This window comes from Rhodobacter capsulatus, assembly GCF_005144475.1.
In the GTDB taxonomy this organism is placed as follows: Bacteria; Pseudomonadota; Alphaproteobacteria; order Rhodobacterales; family Rhodobacteraceae; genus Rhodobacter; species Rhodobacter capsulatus_C.
Genome location: NZ_SWJZ01000012.1, coordinates 83,603 through 102,623 on the forward strand (window position 1 = coordinate 83,603; position 19,021 = coordinate 102,623).

Consider the following 19,021-nt stretch of genomic DNA (forward strand, 5'->3'; position numbering starts at 1 on the left):
CAAAGGCAGGGTTGCCAGACCCGTTCCCCAGCCGGCGCCAGGCGAGACAGGGCCCCTCCCTCATAAACGAAAGTTTGCCATGCGCCTCGCCCGCCTGTGCCTGTTCTCTGCCCTGAGCCTGTCTTTCCCCGTGCTGCCTTGCGCCGCCCACACGCCGCCCCCCGCCGCCGATCCGCTGCGCCCGGGCTTCACCGCCCCCCTGCCCGCCGATGTCGCCGCGCTGGACCCCAGCATCCTGCTGGGCGACCGGCTGGTGGCGGTGGCGCGTCATCTCGGGGTCGAGAGCCGCGCCTTTTCCCTGCGCCAGAACGATGCCGCCACCGAAATGGCGCAGCTGCCGTCGGGGGCGCTGGCGCTGAGCTCGCCGCGGGTGATGGCGGATGTGAACAGCTGCGAAATTCTGGTGGCGGTTCTGGAAACCCAGCCCGAGCGGATCCTCGTCGAACAGACGGGCGCCACCACGGCGGCGGAACGTTTGCAGGATCCGATGCGGCTGATGCCGCTGATGACGGCAGAAGGCGGCCTGATCGCGGTCAACCATGTGAAGATCGAGATCGCCGATTACACGCTGGGCGACGAGCTTTTCATTTATCAGATCGGGCAGATGCTGAACCGCGGGGCCAGGGCGGAGGCGCTTTTGCAGGCGCGCGCGGCGACGCTGGCGCGCGTCGAGACGCTGTTGCCGCTGCCCTCACGGCCCAGAACGCTGGTGCTCTCTGCCGGGCCGGACGGGGTCTTGCGGCAGGAACTGCGCGCAAGCCCGATATCGCGCGACCTGCTCGACCGGCTCGGTCTTGAAAATGCCGCGCGGCCTTCGGCAAACGGGGTGGCAGAAGACGGGACCGCAGAAGACGGGGCGGCGCGCGCGGCGATCGACGGGGCAGAACTTGCCGCCCTTGCGCCGGAAATGATCGTGCTGACCGGCGAACCGGCCGCCGCCCGGCGGGCGCTTGACGCGGCCCTCTCGGCCGTGCCCGCGGCGGCTGCCGTTCCCGCGGTCGCGACGGGGCGGATCGCGGAATTGCCCGGGTGGAACGGCTATGACATCATCGCCTATCCCGCGCTTCTGGAACGCTGGGCAAGCGCCTTGCGCCGGACGGTCCCCGAGCCGCATCACCTGCCGTAAAGGCGCAGCAGCGCTTCGGTCAGCTCGCCGCGCCAGACGAAACCATCATGCCCGCCCGTATGGGGCAGGAAGGTGACATCGGCGCCCCGCCCCCGAAGCGCGGCATGGAGCTGACGGCCGGTTTCGCGCAGATCGTCGGGGGCCGGGCCCGCGTCGCCGCCGCGCGCGGTTTCATAGGCGCCCGCGGTCAGCACCAGACGCGGCAGCCGGGGCGCCGCCAGAACCCGCTCGGCCATCCAGACCAGCGGCTGCTGGCCCCGCCCCTCGGGCGCCCACCAGAACGACCCCGAAAGCGCGATCGCCGCGCCGAAAAGGTCGGGGCGATCCAGCGCGATCCGCGCCGCGCCGATCCCGCCAAAGCTCGCCCCGGCCAGAACCGTGCGCGCGGGATCGGGCTCCATCCCCAGATGGCGGGCGGCAAAGGGAAGCAGCTCTTGCGCCATCGCGCGGCTGAAATCGGGGCTGCCGGGCAGCTCGGCGCTGCGGGTTTCGGCGTCGATCGGGTCGATGAACACCGCGGCCAGCGGCGGCAGTCGGCCCGCGGCCACCAGCGCCTCGAGCGCGCCGGGAAGGCGCCAATCCCGCACCGCCGTCGGCCCGTCAAAGACGAAAAGCAGCAGCGCCTCTGGATCGGCGGGGGTGAAACCGGTGCTGCGAAAGATCTGCACGCGGCGCGTGTTGCCCAGACGGGCCGAGGCAAAACGCATCTCCTCGACCGGCAGGGCCCGGGCCGGAAAGCCCGGCTGCACGGGCGCGGCGGGGCCCTCATAGACCGAGGCGCTGCCGCTGTCCTCGGGCCAGCGGCGCGGGTTCAGCGGGTCGGGACCGACGGTCGCGAGAAGCGCCATGCGCTGCATCCGCGGCGGACCCGGCAGCGCGGGCACATCGGGCGCCAGACGGTAGGACAGCCGGATATCCGGGCTGACGCGATAGCTGCGATACCAGACATCCGATTGCCCCAGACGGCCGAGCCAGTCGTGATCGTTCGACGGACCGCCCACAAGCCGCACGTTCCGCACCGGCCCGCGATAGAGAAAGGTCACGATCAGCCCCGCGCCGTCGCGCTCCACCAGCGGCGTGCCCTTGCGCGCCACCTCGGCCCAGAAATCCCGGCTGTCGCCCCCCTGCGCCAGAGCCTCGGCCAGGGCGCCGATCCGGGGGCTGAGATACGTCGGGGGCGGCGGTGTCTGCGCCGCGGGCGGCACGACCCTGGCCAGACGCAGCGAAAAGGCGCTGCCCGCCGGACCGCTCACGCGCAGCGCCCCCGCGGGCGGCATCAGAAGATGAAAGTCCTGCCCGCCATCGCTGCCCCGCGCCAGTTCCCGCAACCGGCCGTCCGGCGCGATCAGATCAAGCACCTGCTCGACCCCGCCGGGCTGAAACCGCCCGGTGACATAGCTTTGCTCCGGCACGGCGAGCGGGATCACCCGCGCCGCACCGGCAAGCGTCGCCGACAGGGTTTCCCCCTGGGCAAGGGCTTCGCAAAAGGCCGCTGACGGCAGGGCAAGCCCCGCCGCCAGCAAGATCCCGCCGAGGGAAACCGCGGGACGCATCAGAATTTGGTGCTCACGCTCGCGGTCACCCTGCGCTCGGAGCCGACGAAACAGGCATAGGCGCTGGCGCAGGAGGCGACATACTGCCTGTCGGTCAGGTTCTGCACGTTCAGTTGCGCCCGCACCCCCTCGGCCGCGGGGGTCAGACGGCCCAGATCATAGCCCAGCGCCAGATCGACCAGCGTCACCGAGGGCACCTCGAAGGTGTTCGTCGCATTCCCCTGCGAGGCGCCGATATGGCGCAGGCCAAGCGCGACGTCATAGCCCGCCTCGGCGGTGTATTTGGCCCAGATCGAGGCGGTCATGTCCGGCACCCGCGCAGGCGTCTTGCCCAATTCGGCCGCGGTCGTGGTTTCCTTCACTTCGGCATCGATCCAGCCCGCCGCGGCGATCACGCTCCAGCCGCTTCCCAGTTCCGCCCGGCCTTCCAGCTCCAGCCCGCGGCTGTCGATCCGGCCGATCTGCTCGTAGGCAGAAGAGCTGTCGTTATAGACCAGCACGCCGGTCTGGCTGAGGTCGTAGACCGCGGCCTGCGCAAAGAGCCGCCCATCGGCCGAGGCCCATTTCGCCCCGATTTCAAGCTGTTCCGCCTCGGTCGGATCAAAGGGCACCGCCGTGCCCGAGGATTGCGTCACCGGCTCGAAGCTGCTCGACCAGCTGATGTAGGGGGCGATGCCGTTGTCGAAGCTGTAAAGCGCGGCGATGCGCCCGGTGGTGGCGCGGTCGTCAAAGACCGAGGTCGTGCCGGTCTGGTTGTCGGTGATCTCGCTTCTGAAATCGTCAAGCCGCAGCCCCGCCGACAGCGTCCAGTTGCCCACCGTCGCCTGATCCTGCAGATAAAGCCCGGTCTGACGCGCGTCGGTATCGGTGTCGCTGACCCGGTCGGACAGGTCGAAATCGCTCTGGCCATAGACCGGATTGGTCCAGTCGATCGAGGCGGTGCTGAAGTCATAGCCCCAGTGATAGTCGCGGTGGCTGTCCTGATGATCGATCCCGGCCAGCAGCCTGTGCTCGACCGCGCCGGTGTGGAAGCGATGCTCGAGCGAAAGATCGAGCAGCCCCTGGCGCAGATCATCCGTGCCGCCCGAGGCGCTGCGCGAGATCGTCACCCCGTCAGAGGCCAGCGCCCCCCAGATCAGCGTGCGATACGCGCTGTCGATCTGGCTCAGCCGGGCCTTGGCCCGCAGCGTGGTATTGGCCGTCAGATCATGCTCGAACTCGGCCCCCAGCGCCCGGGTGTTGCGGGTGGAGCGGTCCCAGGCCGGATCGGAAACGAGGAAATCCCACGGCACCAGATCGCCCGTCGCCGTCGGGATCAGCGTGCCCGCCGCCTCGCGGAAGTTGCGGAACCCGGCGTCGGGTTCGTTCTGCACCAGCGCCAGAACCGTCAGCCGGGTGGCATCGGTCGGCGCCCAGGTCAGCGAAGGCGCGAAGGAAAACCGTTGCTGCTCCAGCCCGTTTTCCTGCGTGTCGACGCGCCAGCCCGTGCCCGCCAGCCGCCACGACAGCGTGTCGGAGAGCCTGTCGCCCAGATCGAAGGACAGGCCCGCCCGATCGCCGGTGCCGAAGCTTGCCACCATCTCGCCGTGATGCGCGCCATCGGCCTTTTTCGTCGTCATCGCGATCAGCCCGCCCGGGTTCGCCTGACCGTAAAGCACCGAGGACGGCCCCTTGACCAGCTCCACCCGCTCCAGCAGCGCGGGGTCGATCTGCCCGAAGCTGTTGGTGCCGAAAGCGAGCCCGTCCAGGAAGCGCGGCACGTAATAGAAGCCGCGCACGAAGGTCTCGTCATGCAGGTTCGAGCTGCCGCGATATTCGGTGACGATGCCGGGGGTGTAGCGCAGGGCCTGCGCGACCGAGGTCGCCCCCTGATCGGCGATCTGGCTGGCCGGAACGACCGAAATCGCCTGCGCCGTCTTCGTCAGCGGCGCCGCGGTCTTGGTGCCCGCATGCGAGCCCTGCGCGACATAGCCGATCGAGGTTTCATCGACCGCGCCGCCGCTGACGTCGATCTGCTGCAGATCCGTCGTGTCTTCGGCCCGCAGCGCCGTGGCGGACAGGACGGTGGAACAGATCAACGCCGCCAGAAGCGGCGAAAACCGGGACAGGGAAAGAGATCTGGGCATGGGCGGCTCCTGCGGGCGCTATCTTGTGTAATTTTGTCAGGTATTATAGTCCTGCGCACCGGGGGTCGATGCCCCCGACCTGTGCCACCGCGTCAAAACCCTTTGAATTTCCGACAAACCCGCCATGAGCATCCAGCGCTTCCCCGGCGACTTCCGACTGGGCGTCCTGAACGAACCCCGCGACGGCGTTCTTGACCCCCGTCCCGGCCGGGTCGAGCCGAAGCTGATGGTGTTCCTGCTGCTCTCGGGTCGGCAGCGCTTCGTTCTGGGCGGCCGACGGATCGAGATGGATGCGGACCCCCTGCCCGACGGCGCGCTGTTTCGGATCGGCACGCCGACCGAGGTGACGTTCGAGGTGAACGAGGGGCGGCCGCTGACGAAACTGTCGCTGGCGATGCCGCCCGACTGGCTTGACACGGTGGCGGGGGCCGGGGCGCTGTCGGCCCTGCCCGGGACATTTTCCGTGCTGCGTTTCGTGCCGGGGCCCGCGGTGCTTGCGACGGCCCGGCACATCCTGCGCGAGGACACGCCGCTGCGGCGGATGGCCCTGGGGATGAGCCTGCTCGATCAGGTCATCGCCGATCTGGGGGGCGACGGGCCTGGCGAAACCGGGCCGGGGGCCTTGATCCTGAACCCGGAGAGCCCCGCTTTGCTGACGCGGTTGCGCCGCGAGATTGCCGCGACGGCCAGAGACAAGCTGACGACGGCGCAACTGGCGCGGCGGATGGGCGTCGGGCTGCGCAGTCTGGAGCGGCAGGTGCAGGCGCAGGAAGGCAAAAGTCTCGGGGCGTTCCTGCGCGCCGAACGCTTCGATCTGGCCTTGCGCGCGCTGCGGGCGGGCGCGCCGGTCTTTGCCGCCGCAAGCCTCGCCGGGTTCAGCTCGGCCGAGAATTTCGCCACCGCCTTTCGGCGCCGCTACGGGCTGACACCCTCGCAAGCGCGCCGCGACAGCCCGAGGGGCTAGCCCCGTTTCAGATCGCGTCTCAGATCGCGGCGGCGACGATGCGGCGGTCAATTTGCACAAGGCATCTGATCAGCTTGCGTGCAGCGCATAGGTTTGGGCGTGGTTGAAGGCCGCCCTCGCAGACCGGGGAAGCCCCCCCCCCGCGCAGAGCAGATTTCAGGTCGCGGCACCGGTGCGGACGACCGCGCCAGACATGGTCGGGCGCGACCCTGTGGTCTCGATCCTTATTTCGTATTCATCGCACCGCAGAGGGGGCCTCTGCCTCCGGCTTGCGGGCAAGCAGGATGAAACGCCTGTAGACCCTCGTCCTCAGGCGGTTGCGCAGGCCATTGGAGCGGCGTTGGGCCTCCGCGATCGGCTCATGCGGGATCTGCGTCAGATCGACGAACCCCGCCGAACGCAGCATCGGCTCCAGCGTCTCGAACGTCAGCCCGGCGCCAAAGGGCAGACGGCGCATGATCCCGGCGTGCCGATCGCCAAGTGCGCCGTGGTAGGTCGGATCGGGCGACAGCCGCTCCCACAGCGCCAGGAGCCCGGCCGCCCAATACCCGCGCGGATCGGGCCGCGCCCAGTTGCCGTCGTAGATCAGCAACCGCCCGCCCGGGCGCAAAACGCGAAACCAGTGCGCAAAAGCCTCGGCCGGGCGGGTCAGCGTCCAAACGAGGTGACGGCACAGGATCGCGTCATGGCTTTGCGCAGGTTCCATCGTGGCGTGAGCATCGGCCAGACGGAACCGTAACCGCGGTTTGCCCGCGTGTTTGGCCCGTGCGACGGCGAGCATCGGCTCGCAGAAGTCGAGCGCGGTGACCTCGTGGCCAAGATCGTGCAAAAGCCGCGTCACCTCGCCCGTGCCGCAGGCAAGCTCCAACACCCGTTGCGGCGCGGGACCAAGCCGGTGCATCGGTGCAGCCCAGGCCCTGGCCTCGGCGCCGGGGGCGATCCGGTGGCCGAAAGCCAGGTCGAAGGTCGCGGCGCGCTGCCCCCAATAGGCGCGGATCTCCTCGGACAGATCAAAGTTGCTCATTGCGGATGCGCCGCAAGGATCGCCTCGAACCGGCTGCGCGCCCGCGCGGGCAGATCGGCGGGCAGCCCCGGCGCGGGGGCGTCGCCCACCTCGATCAGCATGACCATGCCCATGGCGAAATGCGGGCTGCATTTGATGCCATAGCTTCCGGGAACGGTCAGGGTGACGCTGAAGGTTTCGTTGATCTTCGATTTGAACGGGATGGCGCCTTCGGGGATCATGCCCTCGATCGTGGCGGCGTTGTGACCGGGTTGGGCCGGAAGAAATCGCACCGTATCGCCCGGGGCGATGTGCAGGAAGGCGGGCTCATAGGTCATCGGCCCGCTCTCGGCGCGGTTGAACATCTTCACGTCGTATGTTTCGGCCTGCAGCGGCGCGGCGAACAGGAACAGCGCAGCGGCCGGGATGGCGGCAAATTTCATCGGTCAGTCCTCAAGGCAATGGAAACGGAACAGCTGTGTGTCATCGGCGGGATCGGTCAGCACGGTGGCGCCGACGCGGAAGATCCGCGCCAGCCGCTCGGGCGTCAGCACCTGCCGCGGCGGGCCGCAGGCGATCATCCGGCCCCCGGCCATCACCCCCAGACGGTCGCAGCCGATCGCCTGATTGAGGTCGTGAAGCGCCACGATCACCGTGACCGGCAGGCGGGTCATCAGCCGCAGCAGCGACAATTGGTGGTGGATGTCGAGATGGTTCGTCGGCTCATCGAGCAAGAGCAGCCGCGGCTCCTGGGCCAGCGCGCGGGCGATATGCACCCGCTGACGCTCGCCCCCCGACAGGGTGGACCAGAGCGCCGCGCCCATCTGCGCCATGCCGACCGCGGTCAGGGCCTGATCGACGATCGCACCATCGCGGCGGCTGAACGGATGCAGCGCGGACAGCCAGGGGGTGCGGCCCAGCTCGACCGCCTCGCGCACGGTCAGCGCCGCGTCGGTTTCGGCCTGCTGCTCGACAAAGGCGAGCTTGCGGGCCACCTCGCGCCGTGACAGCCGGGCCAGCGGCACGTCATCCAGCCGCACCTCGCCCGTCGGATGCGGCAGCAGCCCGGCGATCAGCCGCAGCAGGGTGGACTTGCCGGAGCCGTTCGGACCGACCAGCCCGAAGGTCTCGCCCGGGCGGATGTCAAGGGTGACGCCCTCGACAATCGGCCGCCCGGCGCTTGCCCAGCCCAGATCCGTCGTGGAAACCTTCATCTGCGCCCCCCGTTGCGGATCAGGATAAGGGCGAAGCCCGGGGCGCCGACGAGCGCGGTCACGACCCCGATGGCGACGACCTGCCCCGGGATCAGCATGCGCGAGGTGATGTCGGCCGCGATCAGGAACACCGCGCCCGCCAGCGCCGCGCCCGGCACCAGCGCCCCATGCCGCGCCCCCACGGCGAAGCGCACCGCATGCGGGATCACCAGACCGACAAAGCCGATCGAGCCGACAAGGCTGACCATCGTCGCGGTCATCAGCGTCGTCGCGCCGATCAGCACCAGCTGCACCCGACGCACCGCAATGCCAAGCGCCGCCGCCGATTGCGCGCCAAAGACAAAGGCATCCATCGCCCGGACATGCCAGAGACAGACCAGAAACCCCAGGGCCGCCGCAGGCACGGCCAGCGCCACATCCGGCCAGCGCACTCCGGAGAGATTGCCAAGAAGCCAGAACATGATCCCCCGCGCCTGTTCGGCATTGGCCGATTTCGCGATGAAGAAACTCGTCAGGGCGTTGAAGAGCTGCGATCCCGCGATCCCGGCCAGCACCAGTTGCGCAGGCCCCCCTCCGGCGGCCCGGGCCAGCGCCGCGACCAGCCCGAAGGCCAGAACCGCGCCGACGAAGGCGCCCCCGGACAGGCCAAGCGCGCCTCCGCCCACGCCAAGGATGCTCACCGCCACCGCCCCGGTCGACGCGCCGGCCGACACGCCCAGCAGGTAGGGATCGGCCAGCGCATTGCGGATCAGCGCCTGCAGCACGACGCCCGAAAGCGCCAGCCCGGCGCCGCAGCCCGCCGCCACCAGCGTGCGGGGCATCCGGTAATTCCAGATGATCGCCGCATCGATCGGATCGACGGGATGACCTGCGTTCCAAAGCGCATTGGCCAGAACCGCCGCCACCGTCGAAACCGGCAGCGGCGTCTCGCCGATGACGACCCCCGCAAGGATCGCCATCGTCAGCACGGCAGCCCCAAGCATCCCTCGCCACAAGAGAGACCGGGCACGCCAGCCGGAGGCTGCCGCCGCCATCATTTCAGACCGAAAGCCGGCAGCGCCTCGGCCAGCGTCTCGAGCGCGGTGACGTTGCGGATCGAGGGATCCATCGCATGGGCATCCAGAATGACGATCCGGTTGTTCTTCACCGCGTCCATCTGGCGCGTCACCGGATCCGATTTCAGGAAGGCAAGTTTCTTTTCGTGATCATCCGCCTCGAAGCGGCGCCGGTCCATGCGGGCGATGACGATGACCGAGGGGTTCGCCCGCGCGATGGTTTCCCAGCTCACGGTCGGCCATTCCTCGTCGCTCTCCACGACGTTCTTCAGCCCCAGTTTCTCCATCATGTAGCCGGGCGGCCCCTTGCTGCCCGCGACATAGGGGTCGACGTCCATCTCGGCCGAGGAAAACCAGAACACCGCCGAAGCGTCATGCAGATCGAGCGCCCGGGCCTTTTCGATCGCCACGGCCTCGCGCGCCTTCAGATCGGCGACAAGCGCATCGGCCCGGTCCGAAACGTCGAAGATCTTCCCCAGCTGGGTGACGCCCGCATGGATCGAGTCCATCTCGAACATCGCGCTGCGGGTGCCGTCGGAGCCGGTGCTGTTGTCCTTTTTCCAGCAATCGGCGGGCAAGACATAGGTGGGGATGCCGACATCGGCGAATTGGTCCCGCGTGGCGACGATGCCCTGCGGTCCCACATGCCATTCGTATTGCACGGCGACGAGTCCCGGCTTTTTCGCAACGACCGATTCAAAGCTCGGATCATTGTCGGCCAGGCGTTCGACGCGGGCATTCGTCTCGCGGAACTCCGGAAGGACTTCGGTAAACCAGACCGAGGTGCCGGTCACCTTGTCGCCAAGGCCAAGCGCATAGAGGATCTCGGTCGCGGCCTGCCCCAGGGTCACGACGCTGTCGGGCGCCTTCTGAAAAGTCAGATCGACACCGCAGTTCTTCAGCTGCAGGGGATAGGTGGTTTCGGCCATGACGGGCGACGCGAAGCCGGCCGCGCAGGCAAGCGCGACAGTCAGGGAACGGACAAACATGAAAAGTCTCCGGATGTCAGGGCAGCCGGGGACAGATCAGGAAAGGTCGGCCATGGCGTGTTCCTGCGGCACCCCTGCGGGCCGCGCACGAACTGGCTGGAGGGTGCGCAAACGCACCCAAGGGCAAAAGTCATTCGACACCTCTCCGGACACCCCGCCCGGGCCGCATTGCGTTTCGACGTGTCGGCAGGTCTCCTGACTGGCGGGTCATCGAGGTTTCGCGGCCTTCCCATGGCATGCGCCACAGTGGCTTTCGGTGCGAAACCCCTCGCCGCCTACAGTTGCGGGGGCAGTTCCGTTTCGTCAGACGCGTCTGACAACGGATTCCCTTTCAATTCCTTTCGGAAACCGACGATGCTGGTTACCCCGAACCTGGCGGAACGGCAAGCGCGACACGCGAAAAACACCGTTGTTTCTGCTGCAAATTGCATGTCGGACAGATCGAGGTTTGCGCTTCGGCGCGGCCCATGACGCGAGACTGCGGGCGGACAGAGGGGGCACAATGATCGAACGGCTTTGAGATCACCGGCCTTGCGCACGATCTTTGGCGAAGACCGTCGGCTTGCGCCGCGCGGGCGTCGCGATCATGGCGCCGCCGAGGATCAGCGGGCCAGCGATCAGGAAGGCCGCGCCAGGGATTTCGGCGAAGAAAAGCATGCCTGCGACGGCCGCCCAGAGGATCGCGAGATATTCGTATGGGGCAAGCGCCGCGGCTTCGGCATGGCGGAACGACAGCGTCATGAGGATATGCGCGATGCCCCCGGCAAGGCCTGCCCCGAGCAGCAGGGCAAGCTCGGCCGGGTGCGGCCAGACCCAGCCTGCGGGCACTGTCGCAAGCCCGGCCGCGGCAGAGACCACGGCGAACCAGAAGGCGATCGCCCCCGCCTTTTCCCCCGCCAATGTCAGCCGCCGCACCTGGATCAGCGCTCCGGCCGTCAGCATCGCGGTTGCAAGGCCCAGCGCCCCCCCCAAAGCCGCGCCCGGCGGCAGCCCGCCCGAGAAGGCGGGCAGGCAGAAGGCCGCGGCCCCCGCCAGCCCCAGCCCGACGCCGCCCAGCCGCCGTGGACCAAGCCTTTCGCCCAGCATCGCCCAACCGAGCAGCGCCAGCAGGACCGGCGCGAGGTAGGACAGCATGGTCGCCTCGGCCAGCGGCAGATAGCGCAGCGTGGCGAAGGAGGTGAACATCGCCACGGCCCCCATCAGGCAGCGGACGATGTGGCCGAAGGGGCGGCGCGTGGCGAGACCGCGGGGGAAGTCGCCCGTCCACCACAGAAAGAACACCAGAGGCAGCAGCGCCACCGCAGAGCGGAAGAACACCACCTGGCCCAGCGGAACGGCGTCTCCGAGCGCCTTGACGCAGGCGGTCATCGCGGCGAAGGCGAGGGTGGAGCCGATGCGCAGCGCGATGCCAAGCGGCTCGCCGCTCAGCCGCTGCCGAGGGGTCGTCAGAGTGCCCATGAGGATCGGTCCCTTTCGCTTTCAGGCGCGGAAACGGATATGCGGCGGGCCGGTCGTTGTCGAGGCGGCGATCTCGGCCTCCACCCGGAACACGGCGCGCAGCAGATCGGCGGTCAGCACGGCCTCGGGCGTGCCGCAGGCCACGACACGACCCGCTTCCAGCACGATGATCCGGTCGCAGAACATCGCGGCGAGGTTCATGTCATGCAGCGCGATGATGCTTGTCAGATCAAGCTCGCGCACCATGCGCAGGATCGCGATCTGGTGATGGATGTCGAGATGGTTGGTCGGCTCGTCGAGAAACAGGATGCGCGGCGCCTGGGCCAGCGCCCGGGCGATATGGACGCGCTGCTTCTCGCCGCCCGAGAGGGTCTGCCAGGGCTGCGCGCGGCGCCCCTCCATGTCGACGCGGGCCAGCGCCGAGGCGACCGCCGCCTCGTCCTCCGCCGACCAGCCCGAGAGGGCGGAGCGGTGCGGCGTCCGCCCCAGCCGCACCACGTCGCGGACCGAGACATTGGTGTCCGTCGCGGCACTTTGCCGGACGAAGGCCAGCTGTCGCGCCAGCGCCCGGCGCGGGAGGCGCGCGATGTCCTGCCCCTCGATCTCGACAAGACCGGCTTGCGGGCGCTTCAACCCGGCAAGCAGCCGCAGCAGCGAGGACTTGCCCGAGCCGTTCGGCCCGATCAGGCCCAGCGTCTCGCCCTGCGCCACATCGAGCGAGACATCCGAGACGATGGTCCGCCGGCGGATGCCCCAGATCAGATTGCGTGCGGCGATGGTCATGACTGCGGCCGGGAACGATACAGGATGATGGCGAAGAAGGGCACGCCGACCAGGGCTGTGACGACGCCGATGGGAATGGTCTGCTGCGCGACGATCACGCGCGCGGCGATGTCGGCCAGCACCATGAAGATTGCGCCCGCCGCCGCGCAGGCCGGGATCAGCCGCAGGTGCATCGGCCCGACAAGATGGCGCGCCGCATGGGGCACGACGAGCCCGACGAAGCCGATGGCGCCAACCATGCTGACGATGGTCGCGGTCATCATCGCCGTCACGCCGAAGAGGATCAGGCGGATGCGCGCCACCGGCACGCCAAGCGCCGCGGCATCCTCGTCGCCGAAGGTGAAGGCGTCGAGCGAACGTGCCATCAACAGGCAGATCGCGAGGCCCGTCAGCACGACGAGGATCAGAAGCTGGAAATCCGGCCAGCGCACGCCGCCGAAGCTGCCCAGCAACCAGAACATCACGTCGCGCGCCTGCTGCGCATTGCCCGATGTGGTGACGATATAGGAGGTCAGCGCGTTGAAAAGCTGCGAGGCGGCGACGCCCGCGAGGATCGTGTGGTTCGGCCCGCTGGTCGCGCCGTTCGACAAAAGCGCCACCAGCGCGAAGGCGGCGAAGGCGCCCGCGAAAGCCCCGACGGACAGCGACAGCCCGCCCGCGCCGATGCCCAGCACGATGACCGCCACCGCGCCGGTCGAGGCCCCCGCCGAGACGCCCAGCACGAAGGGTTCGGCCAGCGGGTTGCGCAAAAGCGCCTGCAGGATCGCGCCGCAGATGGCCAAGCCCGCGCCCGCCAGCGCCGCGACCAGCGCGCGGCTCAGGCGCAGGTCCCAGACCACGCTCTGCTCGATACGCGGGATCTCGGCGGCCGTAAGGCCCAGCCCGTTGCCCACCGCCAGCACGACCGTGCCGAGCGATATGGCATAGTCGCCGATGGCCATCGCCACCGCGACGGCAAGACACAGAACCAGAAGGGAAAACGTCAGAAGCAAGACGAGTTTCCCTGCCCCGCTTCCGGTCTCGTCAGGAACGCTCACGGCAGGTCGAAGGCACGGAGCTGTTCTGCCAGTTGCTCGGCGCCGTAGAGCGTGCGGATCGAGGGGTTCATCGCCGCCCCGCTCATCACCGCGATGCGGCCCGCCTTGACCGCCTCCATCTGGCTGACCGCCGGATCGGAGGTCAGATAGGCGATCTTGGTATCGGCCCGGTCAAGGTCCCAGCGGTTGCGGTCCACCTGCGCGGCGACGAAGACGGTGGGAGCGGCGGCCATGATGCCTTCCCAGCCCAGGGTCGGCCATTCCGCCTCGGTCCTGATCGCGTTGGCGCCGCCGAGCAGGTCGGCTATGTAGCCCGAAGGCCCATGGCCGCCGCCCAGATAGGCATCATCGGCGGGCGACGGGCTGGAGAACCAGAACAGGAAGGTCAGATCCTCGCGCGGCGCGAATTCGGCGCGCAGGGCCGCCTCGCGGGCCTTGAAATCGGCGATCACCGCCGCGCCGCGCTCGGCCACGTCGAAGATGCGCGCCATGTCCTCGATCTCCTTGTAGAGAAGGTCCATGGACCACAGATCCTTGCGGACACCATAGGCGGAGGTCGCGGCGCTGCCGTTCGCGTTCTGCGTGTCGGTCTCGGTCGTGCAGGCACTGGGGGACAGGTAGGTCGGGATGCCGAGCGCTTCCAGATCTTCGCGCCTGGCGACCTTGCTGTCGGGGCCCATCAGCGTCACCAGCATGGCGGGCACGAAGTCGGGCTGCTGCGCCAGCACCGCTTCGAGCGTCGGGAATTCGACCGTCAGCACCTCCACCTTGTCATGCGCCGCAGCCAGGTCCGGCAAGACGCTGTTCGGCCAGAAGGCGGTGGCGGCCATGCGGTCCTCGAGCCCCAGCAGGAGCAGGATCTCGGCGCTGTTCTGCCCAAGCGCCACGGTGCGCTCGGGCGCCTTCACGAAGGTCACCTTCTGCCCGCAATTCTCGATGGTGAGGGGATAGGTCGTCCGCTCGGCAAGCGCGGCGGAGCACAGACAGGAGAGGGCAACGCCGCCAAGAATGGCGGTCTTGAGGGGCAACATGAGGGGGGTCCGGTTTCCGAGTGAAAGAGTCGCTTTTTACTATCCCCGCAACCGGAGGAACTCAAGAGCGTTTTACTCAGGAACTGCCGGGCGCAACATGGCGCCCCCCGCCCCGATGGACTTCGCGGCCGTGGCACGAACGGAACATGCGCGGAGAACGGCAGGAACGTCCCACACTGCTGACCTGAGGTCATGTTGACAATTGGCGGAGCCAGAGCCTGATGCAGGCGATGTCCATGACGCCGAGGAAACGGTCTGCGGTTTTGTCGTACGGGTTGCCAGGCGACGGCTGTTTTTTAACGTGTTGAAGCCGCGCTCGACCATGGTGCGCAGCGTGTAGACCGTCCTGTCGACCGCCTTGCGGTTCTTTCGCAGAAGAATCCTGGGCAGCGCGGTGCGGCGCGCCGGTTCGCGCGATCCAGAAAATGCCATCCAGAACAAGCCGATGGTCCGCAGGCTTGCGCCCTTTCGGAGGCCGGACTGCCCGGATGAAGCCCTCAAGGAATGCCCATTCGTCGTCGGACATCAGGTTGGTGCCAAGGTCACCTCCCACGCAGAGAGGAGCTTGAACGCAGCCCACCGCGGAGGGGAAGCCGTTTCGTCAACACGGCCCAGTTAGCGGCAGATGGCACGTCTTGCGACCGGCGCGCTCCGCGGCCGCGCTTGCCGATCCGCTTCAGTCGGTCGGTCCAGGCGAAGGACGCGAACTGGCTGCCTTGATCGGTGTTCATGATCTCGAGTGGGCCGAACTTGTGGATTGCCTCATTCAGCGCTTCGACGCAGCAGTCATTCGACCTTGGTCTTGAACCAGTGGCGAACAAGGTCTCGTTCCAGCGTGTTCGATATGACGATCCGTCGGTCGTCGCAAAGGTGAAAGATGCCGCGCTGGTCGTCGGTGACAGAAACCTGCTCGACGCTGTTGAGTCCATCGAAGGGCGAGAGGAACTGCTCGACACCATCCAGCATGGGTATGGCCTTGGAGGCGTGTTTCGCATGGTCTTGCAGATGGACGGTTCGATGATGACGCGCATCCCGCAGAGGGCGCTCTCGTCGGTGGCAGCATGACCGAGCGTTCATCTGGTCGCCTTGGATTGCTTGCAATCCTCGACCGCAAAGTGGCAACCGCACCGCTTCGGAGCTGGTGTCGAGCCTAGCAACCGATGGTGGCCGTCCAGTTGGGCGGTCTCCGTCACCTCGCGCCGCCCACTCCTGTTGCAGAACCTCTATTGTTGCAGAGTTGTTGCAGAGGGCATCAAAACGATGAAGGCCACCGCGGCGGGTGGCCTTCATCACGTTGGTATTATTGATATTTTTGGCTCCGGCGGTAGGGCTTGGAGCCAAATTCGCGGATTCCGCAAGGCATTGGAAATAAAAGGAAAAAATCTCCGAGAAAATCGCCTGTGATACAGTTATGTGCTACAGTGTAGCACAGGGCAGACCCTACACCCTTCGTCGCGTTCCGCAAGACGCAAATGCCGCGCGGTCTCAGATGCCCTGATGGTCGACTACTGCAGCTCCTTTGACGCGAACCTCGCCGAAAAGGCTTTGAGGCTTGGCATTCCGGCTCTGATATTCGAGAGGGGTGTCAAGCGCCTCTAATCTTCGAAGGCCTTGCGGTTCAGGCCTTGGGTTATCCAATCCTGACCGCCAAACGCGACCAGCGCGATATAGAGACGGCGCGTTTCAAGATCGGCTTTGAAAACGATCGTGATCCTGTGGCCGCGACCGCCGTGGCGCACAAGCCAACCAGCAAGCGGTCCATCCAGGCGCATTCCCGACAGCGGATTGGCGACGATGTCGGCAACGAGCGCATCGACCTCATCGAGCCGGCGCGTTGCCGCGCGCAGATCGCCTTGCGTGGTTGCGTAGATATGCTCCGCCAGAGCGCGCAGATCGCGCCCGACCAAGGGGTGGCGTATCAGCTGCATCAGCGATTGTTGCCGCTGCCGGCTGGCAAGATGGAGAGCAGGTGGTTTCGCGCGTCGCGGGTGAAGTCAGCGGAATCTGCCAAAGGCTCCCACGCCTCGAGCGGCAAGCTCAGACGGCGCTGCACCTCCACTTCGAAGAGTTTGCGCTCTTTCTCTCGCGCCGCGCGTGCGCGAGCCAGTTCGCCGGAAACCGCCGCGCTGATGTTCGGATATTCGCCGGCCTCCACCAGTTCCCGCGCAAAGGCGAAGGCTTGGTCGGTAAAGCTGACGCTTTGCTTGTGAACACCCATTGCAGCCTCCGCGGTAGTCTGTTGGAGCACCCTATCGCATTGCGATGTTCTCGGCAATCTTGCCAAGGCTTGATCGAGATCGTCCCGGATCAGCCGATGATCGTTGAAGTCGCTTCCGCCGCCGGGCTCGCTGTCAAAGCTCCGGGTCGCGGCAAACGGCGTTCTGCAATGCCTGGGGGCGACTTCAGATGCCTTGATCCGCAGGAATCTGCTCGCCCACACGCCGAAGCGCCTCCGCCGGAGAAACGCCAAGCGCGCGGAAAATCTTGATGAACTCCAGCACATCAATCCGCCGTTCGCCGGATTCGATGCGCGCGATCAGCGATTGCTGGCAATGAAGCTCGCGGGCGAGATCGGCCTGGGTGAGCCCTTTCTCGCGGCGGGCGGCGGCGATCGCCTCGCAAAGCGCCCGCTGACCATCGGTGTGGATCGTTCTTGGCATCTCGCTCCGCCCTGCATTTTGGGGCTGGCGGTAATGCGGAAAGTAGATTATCTAAAATTTAGATAATGGAGGGCGGAAATGCAGGACACAGACGACCTCGACCTTGAACCGGTCACCTTTCTCGTCGACGCCGAGATCGCTGCGCGGCAGGCGTTTGACGCGCGCATCGCGCGCGAACCGGGCTTCAGCGCGCTCGCGCGCAAACGCCTTGCGCGGTATCTCGACAATCCGATCTGGCGCGGCCTCGTCGAGCTGCACCTCAACGGCGCGACCAGTCTGGAAACTGGATTGATGCTGCGCGGCGCCGGTCTGGTGCGGCCGGCCCGCTTCTTCGTGCTTGCCGGAGATCTGGCGGGGCGCGAGCTCGATTGCGTCGAGTTCACCGACCTCGGCCTCGAGCAGCTTCACGGCACGCTCTCGTTCAAAGGCGCCGACGACCCGTGCCGGGAGGCAATCTACCGCGCGGTGTCGAGTTACCTTGTGATTGACCGCGGCAATGGCATCGTGGCGACCCGGTCGACTCTCGAAGTCGCGCTCGAAATCGACGATCGGGATCTCCTCTCGCGGGCTTGCTCGCTTGTCAGCGGCTGTCCGATGGCGCTGCCGCGCCCGGCCCGGTCGAAAGGCGCGACCGAGGAGGACTGGATGGAAATGGCGGACTTCCTCTCGAATGGAGACGACGACCGGCGCGGCGCAGCGATCATCGATCTGGCCGCTCTGGACGACATGAGCGAGCGCGCATGATGTCCGTGGCCGCCTACAGCTGGCAAGCCGCGGACACGCCCGAAGCGCGCCGCGCGGGGGAGTTGATGTCGCTTGTTTTGCCGATCGTTCGGGAGGGCGGCCCGCCGAAGGTCCGCCTCTCTGATGTGCCCGAAGCTCTCCGCGCCGAATTCGAGAACTGGATGAACGGCAAAACGACCCCTGCGGAGGGCGTCTACGCCCATGACTGGTATCAATTTCGGCAATCGGTCGCGAACCGCGCGCTGCACGACGCGCAGCGTGTCGCGCGTGCTCTGGCGGAAGCGGGGCCGAGCGCGACCGATCTGAACGCAGCGCCTGTCCTGCACGAATGGATCGGCCTACGGGATACCCGTTTCGGGGGCGCAATCTTGATGGGGCGGCCGGAGGGGCACCCCGTGTGCCGAGGTCCGGTGAGCCACACTTCCCGGCTCTGCGGTCTCGATCCCGGTCTGATCTGGGCGCGCACGATGACGCGCTGGTATCGCCTGGGTGCCCCTGCGGATCCGCACGAGGTGCTCGATTACATTCACCGCCACGGAATCCCGCGCGATCTGATTCTCAGCGTGGACACGTTATGGACCGATCAGTCTTGGCTTTGATCTGCCAAGCGCCGCGTAGATCTTGCTTCTGCGGCTAAACAGATCGCTTCGAGCGTTTGATGTCCGAAAATTGTGGACAGTGAGTCGAAATCAGTCGGCTCGAACTTGCGCCAAGGGATTCTTGGGCGAAAATGGTGTGGCAGGTAATCACTCCCGATCTGCGAGACACCCGAAATGGCCAGGAAATCCCTCAAGAACCCCGTGCGCGCGGCGCATCGTGCGCGCGAACGCGCCTCTCGTGAAGCGCGCGGACTGCACGAAGCCCGCGTGGTCGTGCCACGCGAGCATGACCCGATCCTGCGTGGGTTTGCGCGCAAATTGCGCACCGATCCGGCGTTTGCGGCCGCCTTGGCGGCTCTCCTCGAACTTGACGCAGCCGCTCCCGATACCGCGGCGACGGCACTACCCGTGGCGTCCGCCGAAAATCCGAGCGATTACGTTGTTCCGAAGCGCAAGCAGGTGTGCAAGGCAAAGGGAAAGGGGGGCTTGGCCGAGGCGGCGCTCGGTGATCTGTTCGGTTTTGGAATCGGCGACACGGAAGGGGCTTGACGACCCGAGCGGTCATGCGGTCGAATTTCATTCGAAGCATTCAGATCCACGGCGGGCATCCACGGCGGGCATCCACGGCGGGCATCCACGGCGGGCATCCACGGCGGGCATCCACGGCGGGCATCCACGG

At 67.1% G+C, this 19,021-nt stretch carries 21 protein-coding genes, 1 pseudogene and 1 riboswitch; of the genes and pseudogenes, 7 read left to right on the forward strand and 15 right to left on the reverse strand.

The annotated features are described in order from the left end of the window. Window positions 1-79 precede the first annotated feature (79 nt). The gene (locus FBT96_RS03900; protein WP_136905038.1) at window positions 80-1,126 is read left to right on the forward strand and encodes an ABC transporter substrate-binding protein; all 1,047 of its coding nucleotides are present in this window, start codon (window positions 80-82) and stop codon (window positions 1,124-1,126) included. On the opposite strand, the gene FBT96_RS03905 is transcribed toward FBT96_RS03900, so the two are convergent. Further along, window positions 1,114-2,679, reverse strand: coding sequence for an enterochelin esterase domain-containing protein (locus FBT96_RS03905; RefSeq protein WP_136905039.1), 1,566 nt, complete (start codon window positions 2,677-2,679; stop codon window positions 1,114-1,116). The genes FBT96_RS03900 and FBT96_RS03905 overlap by 13 nt on opposite strands. Next, complete coding sequence (locus FBT96_RS03910) at window positions 2,679-4,805, reverse strand: TonB-dependent siderophore receptor (RefSeq protein WP_136905040.1); 2,127 nt, start codon at window positions 4,803-4,805, stop codon at window positions 2,679-2,681. The genes FBT96_RS03905 and FBT96_RS03910 overlap by 1 nt, the downstream gene beginning before the upstream one ends. Window positions 4,806-4,929: 124 nt before the next feature. Here FBT96_RS03910 and FBT96_RS03915 point away from each other — a divergent pair, with 124 nt between their 5' ends. Next, complete coding sequence (locus tag FBT96_RS03915; protein WP_136905041.1) at window positions 4,930-5,769, forward strand: helix-turn-helix transcriptional regulator; 840 nt, start codon at window positions 4,930-4,932, stop codon at window positions 5,767-5,769. Window positions 5,770-6,004: 235 nt separating this feature from the next. On the opposite strand, the gene FBT96_RS03920 is transcribed toward FBT96_RS03915, so the two are convergent. The 10 genes and pseudogenes from FBT96_RS03920 to FBT96_RS03965 form a co-directional block, all read right to left on the reverse strand. Beyond that, a complete protein-coding gene (locus tag FBT96_RS03920) occupies window positions 6,005-6,793 on the reverse strand; it encodes a class I SAM-dependent methyltransferase (RefSeq protein WP_136905042.1) in 789 nt (262 codons plus the stop codon). Then, complete coding sequence (locus FBT96_RS03925; protein ID WP_136905043.1) at window positions 6,790-7,215, reverse strand: pseudoazurin; 426 nt, start codon at window positions 7,213-7,215, stop codon at window positions 6,790-6,792. The genes FBT96_RS03920 and FBT96_RS03925 overlap by 4 nt, the downstream gene beginning before the upstream one ends. Before the next feature lie 3 nt (window positions 7,216-7,218). Further along, entirely contained in the window at window positions 7,219-7,986 is a 768-nt protein-coding gene (locus FBT96_RS03930; RefSeq protein WP_136905044.1) for an ABC transporter ATP-binding protein, read from the reverse strand. After that, window positions 7,983-8,969, reverse strand: coding sequence for a FecCD family ABC transporter permease (locus FBT96_RS03935; RefSeq protein WP_394347656.1), 987 nt, complete (start codon window positions 8,967-8,969; stop codon window positions 7,983-7,985). Before FBT96_RS03935 ends, FBT96_RS03930 begins: the two co-directional genes overlap by 4 nt. A gap of 50 nt (window positions 8,970-9,019) precedes the next feature. After that, the gene (locus tag FBT96_RS03940; RefSeq protein WP_394347657.1) at window positions 9,020-10,030 is read right to left on the reverse strand and encodes an ABC transporter substrate-binding protein; all 1,011 of its coding nucleotides are present in this window, start codon (window positions 10,028-10,030) and stop codon (window positions 9,020-9,022) included. 168 nt (window positions 10,031-10,198) lie between these two features. After that, a riboswitch (cobalamin riboswitch) is annotated at window positions 10,199-10,398 on the reverse strand. Between the two features lie 154 nt (window positions 10,399-10,552). Then, entirely contained in the window at window positions 10,553-11,488 is a 936-nt protein-coding gene (locus tag FBT96_RS03945) for a DMT family transporter (protein ID WP_136905046.1), read from the reverse strand. A gap of 21 nt (window positions 11,489-11,509) precedes the next feature. Beyond that, the gene (locus tag FBT96_RS03950; RefSeq protein WP_136905047.1) at window positions 11,510-12,271 is read right to left on the reverse strand and encodes an ABC transporter ATP-binding protein; all 762 of its coding nucleotides are present in this window, start codon (window positions 12,269-12,271) and stop codon (window positions 11,510-11,512) included. Next, complete coding sequence (locus FBT96_RS03955; protein ID WP_136905048.1) at window positions 12,268-13,308, reverse strand: FecCD family ABC transporter permease; 1,041 nt, start codon at window positions 13,306-13,308, stop codon at window positions 12,268-12,270. Before FBT96_RS03955 ends, FBT96_RS03950 begins: the two co-directional genes overlap by 4 nt. Continuing rightward, a complete protein-coding gene (locus FBT96_RS03960; protein ID WP_136905049.1) occupies window positions 13,305-14,339 on the reverse strand; it encodes an ABC transporter substrate-binding protein in 1,035 nt (344 codons plus the stop codon). The genes FBT96_RS03955 and FBT96_RS03960 overlap by 4 nt, the downstream gene beginning before the upstream one ends. 190 nt (window positions 14,340-14,529) lie before the next feature. Further along, window positions 14,530-14,865, reverse strand: a pseudogene (locus FBT96_RS03965) (transposase). A 197-nt stretch (window positions 14,866-15,062) separates the two neighbouring features. Here FBT96_RS03965 and FBT96_RS03970 point away from each other — a divergent pair. Both FBT96_RS03970 and FBT96_RS20585 read left to right on the forward strand, forming a co-directional pair. After that, window positions 15,063-15,404, forward strand: coding sequence for a hypothetical protein (locus FBT96_RS03970; RefSeq protein WP_169583181.1), 342 nt, complete (start codon window positions 15,063-15,065; stop codon window positions 15,402-15,404). A gap of 195 nt (window positions 15,405-15,599) precedes the next feature. After that, window positions 15,600-15,743: a hypothetical protein gene (locus FBT96_RS20585; protein ID WP_169583183.1), complete on the forward strand. Its 144-nt coding sequence runs from the start codon at window positions 15,600-15,602 to the stop codon at window positions 15,741-15,743. A 191-nt stretch (window positions 15,744-15,934) separates the two neighbouring features. On the opposite strand, the gene FBT96_RS03975 is transcribed toward FBT96_RS20585, so the two are convergent. From FBT96_RS03975 to FBT96_RS03985, 3 genes are all read right to left on the reverse strand, one after another. Next, entirely contained in the window at window positions 15,935-16,267 is a 333-nt protein-coding gene (locus FBT96_RS03975) for a type II toxin-antitoxin system RelE/ParE family toxin (RefSeq protein WP_136905051.1), read from the reverse strand. Further along, the gene (locus FBT96_RS03980; RefSeq protein WP_110806332.1) at window positions 16,267-16,557 is read right to left on the reverse strand and encodes a hypothetical protein; all 291 of its coding nucleotides are present in this window, start codon (window positions 16,555-16,557) and stop codon (window positions 16,267-16,269) included. Before FBT96_RS03980 ends, FBT96_RS03975 begins: the two co-directional genes overlap by 1 nt. 184 nt (window positions 16,558-16,741) lie before the next feature. Next, entirely contained in the window at window positions 16,742-16,999 is a 258-nt protein-coding gene (locus FBT96_RS03985; protein WP_136905052.1) for a helix-turn-helix domain-containing protein, read from the reverse strand. A 78-nt stretch (window positions 17,000-17,077) separates the two neighbouring features. On the opposite strand from FBT96_RS03985, the gene FBT96_RS03990 reads away from it, so the two are divergent. The 3 genes from FBT96_RS03990 (at window position 17,078) to FBT96_RS04000 (ending at window position 18,891) form a co-directional block, all read left to right on the forward strand. Further along, window positions 17,078-17,743, forward strand: a complete 666-nt coding sequence (locus tag FBT96_RS03990; RefSeq protein ID WP_136905053.1) for a hypothetical protein — start codon at window positions 17,078-17,080, stop codon at window positions 17,741-17,743. Then, a complete protein-coding gene (locus tag FBT96_RS03995) occupies window positions 17,743-18,342 on the forward strand; it encodes a DUF6634 family protein (RefSeq protein WP_169583185.1) in 600 nt (199 codons plus the stop codon). Before FBT96_RS03990 ends, FBT96_RS03995 begins: the two co-directional genes overlap by 1 nt. A 174-nt stretch (window positions 18,343-18,516) precedes the next feature. After that, window positions 18,517-18,891 carry a hypothetical protein gene (locus tag FBT96_RS04000; protein WP_136905055.1) on the forward strand — a complete coding sequence of 125 codons (375 nt, stop codon included), beginning with the start codon at window positions 18,517-18,519 and terminating at the stop codon, window positions 18,889-18,891. Window positions 18,892-19,021: the final 130 nt, after the last annotated feature.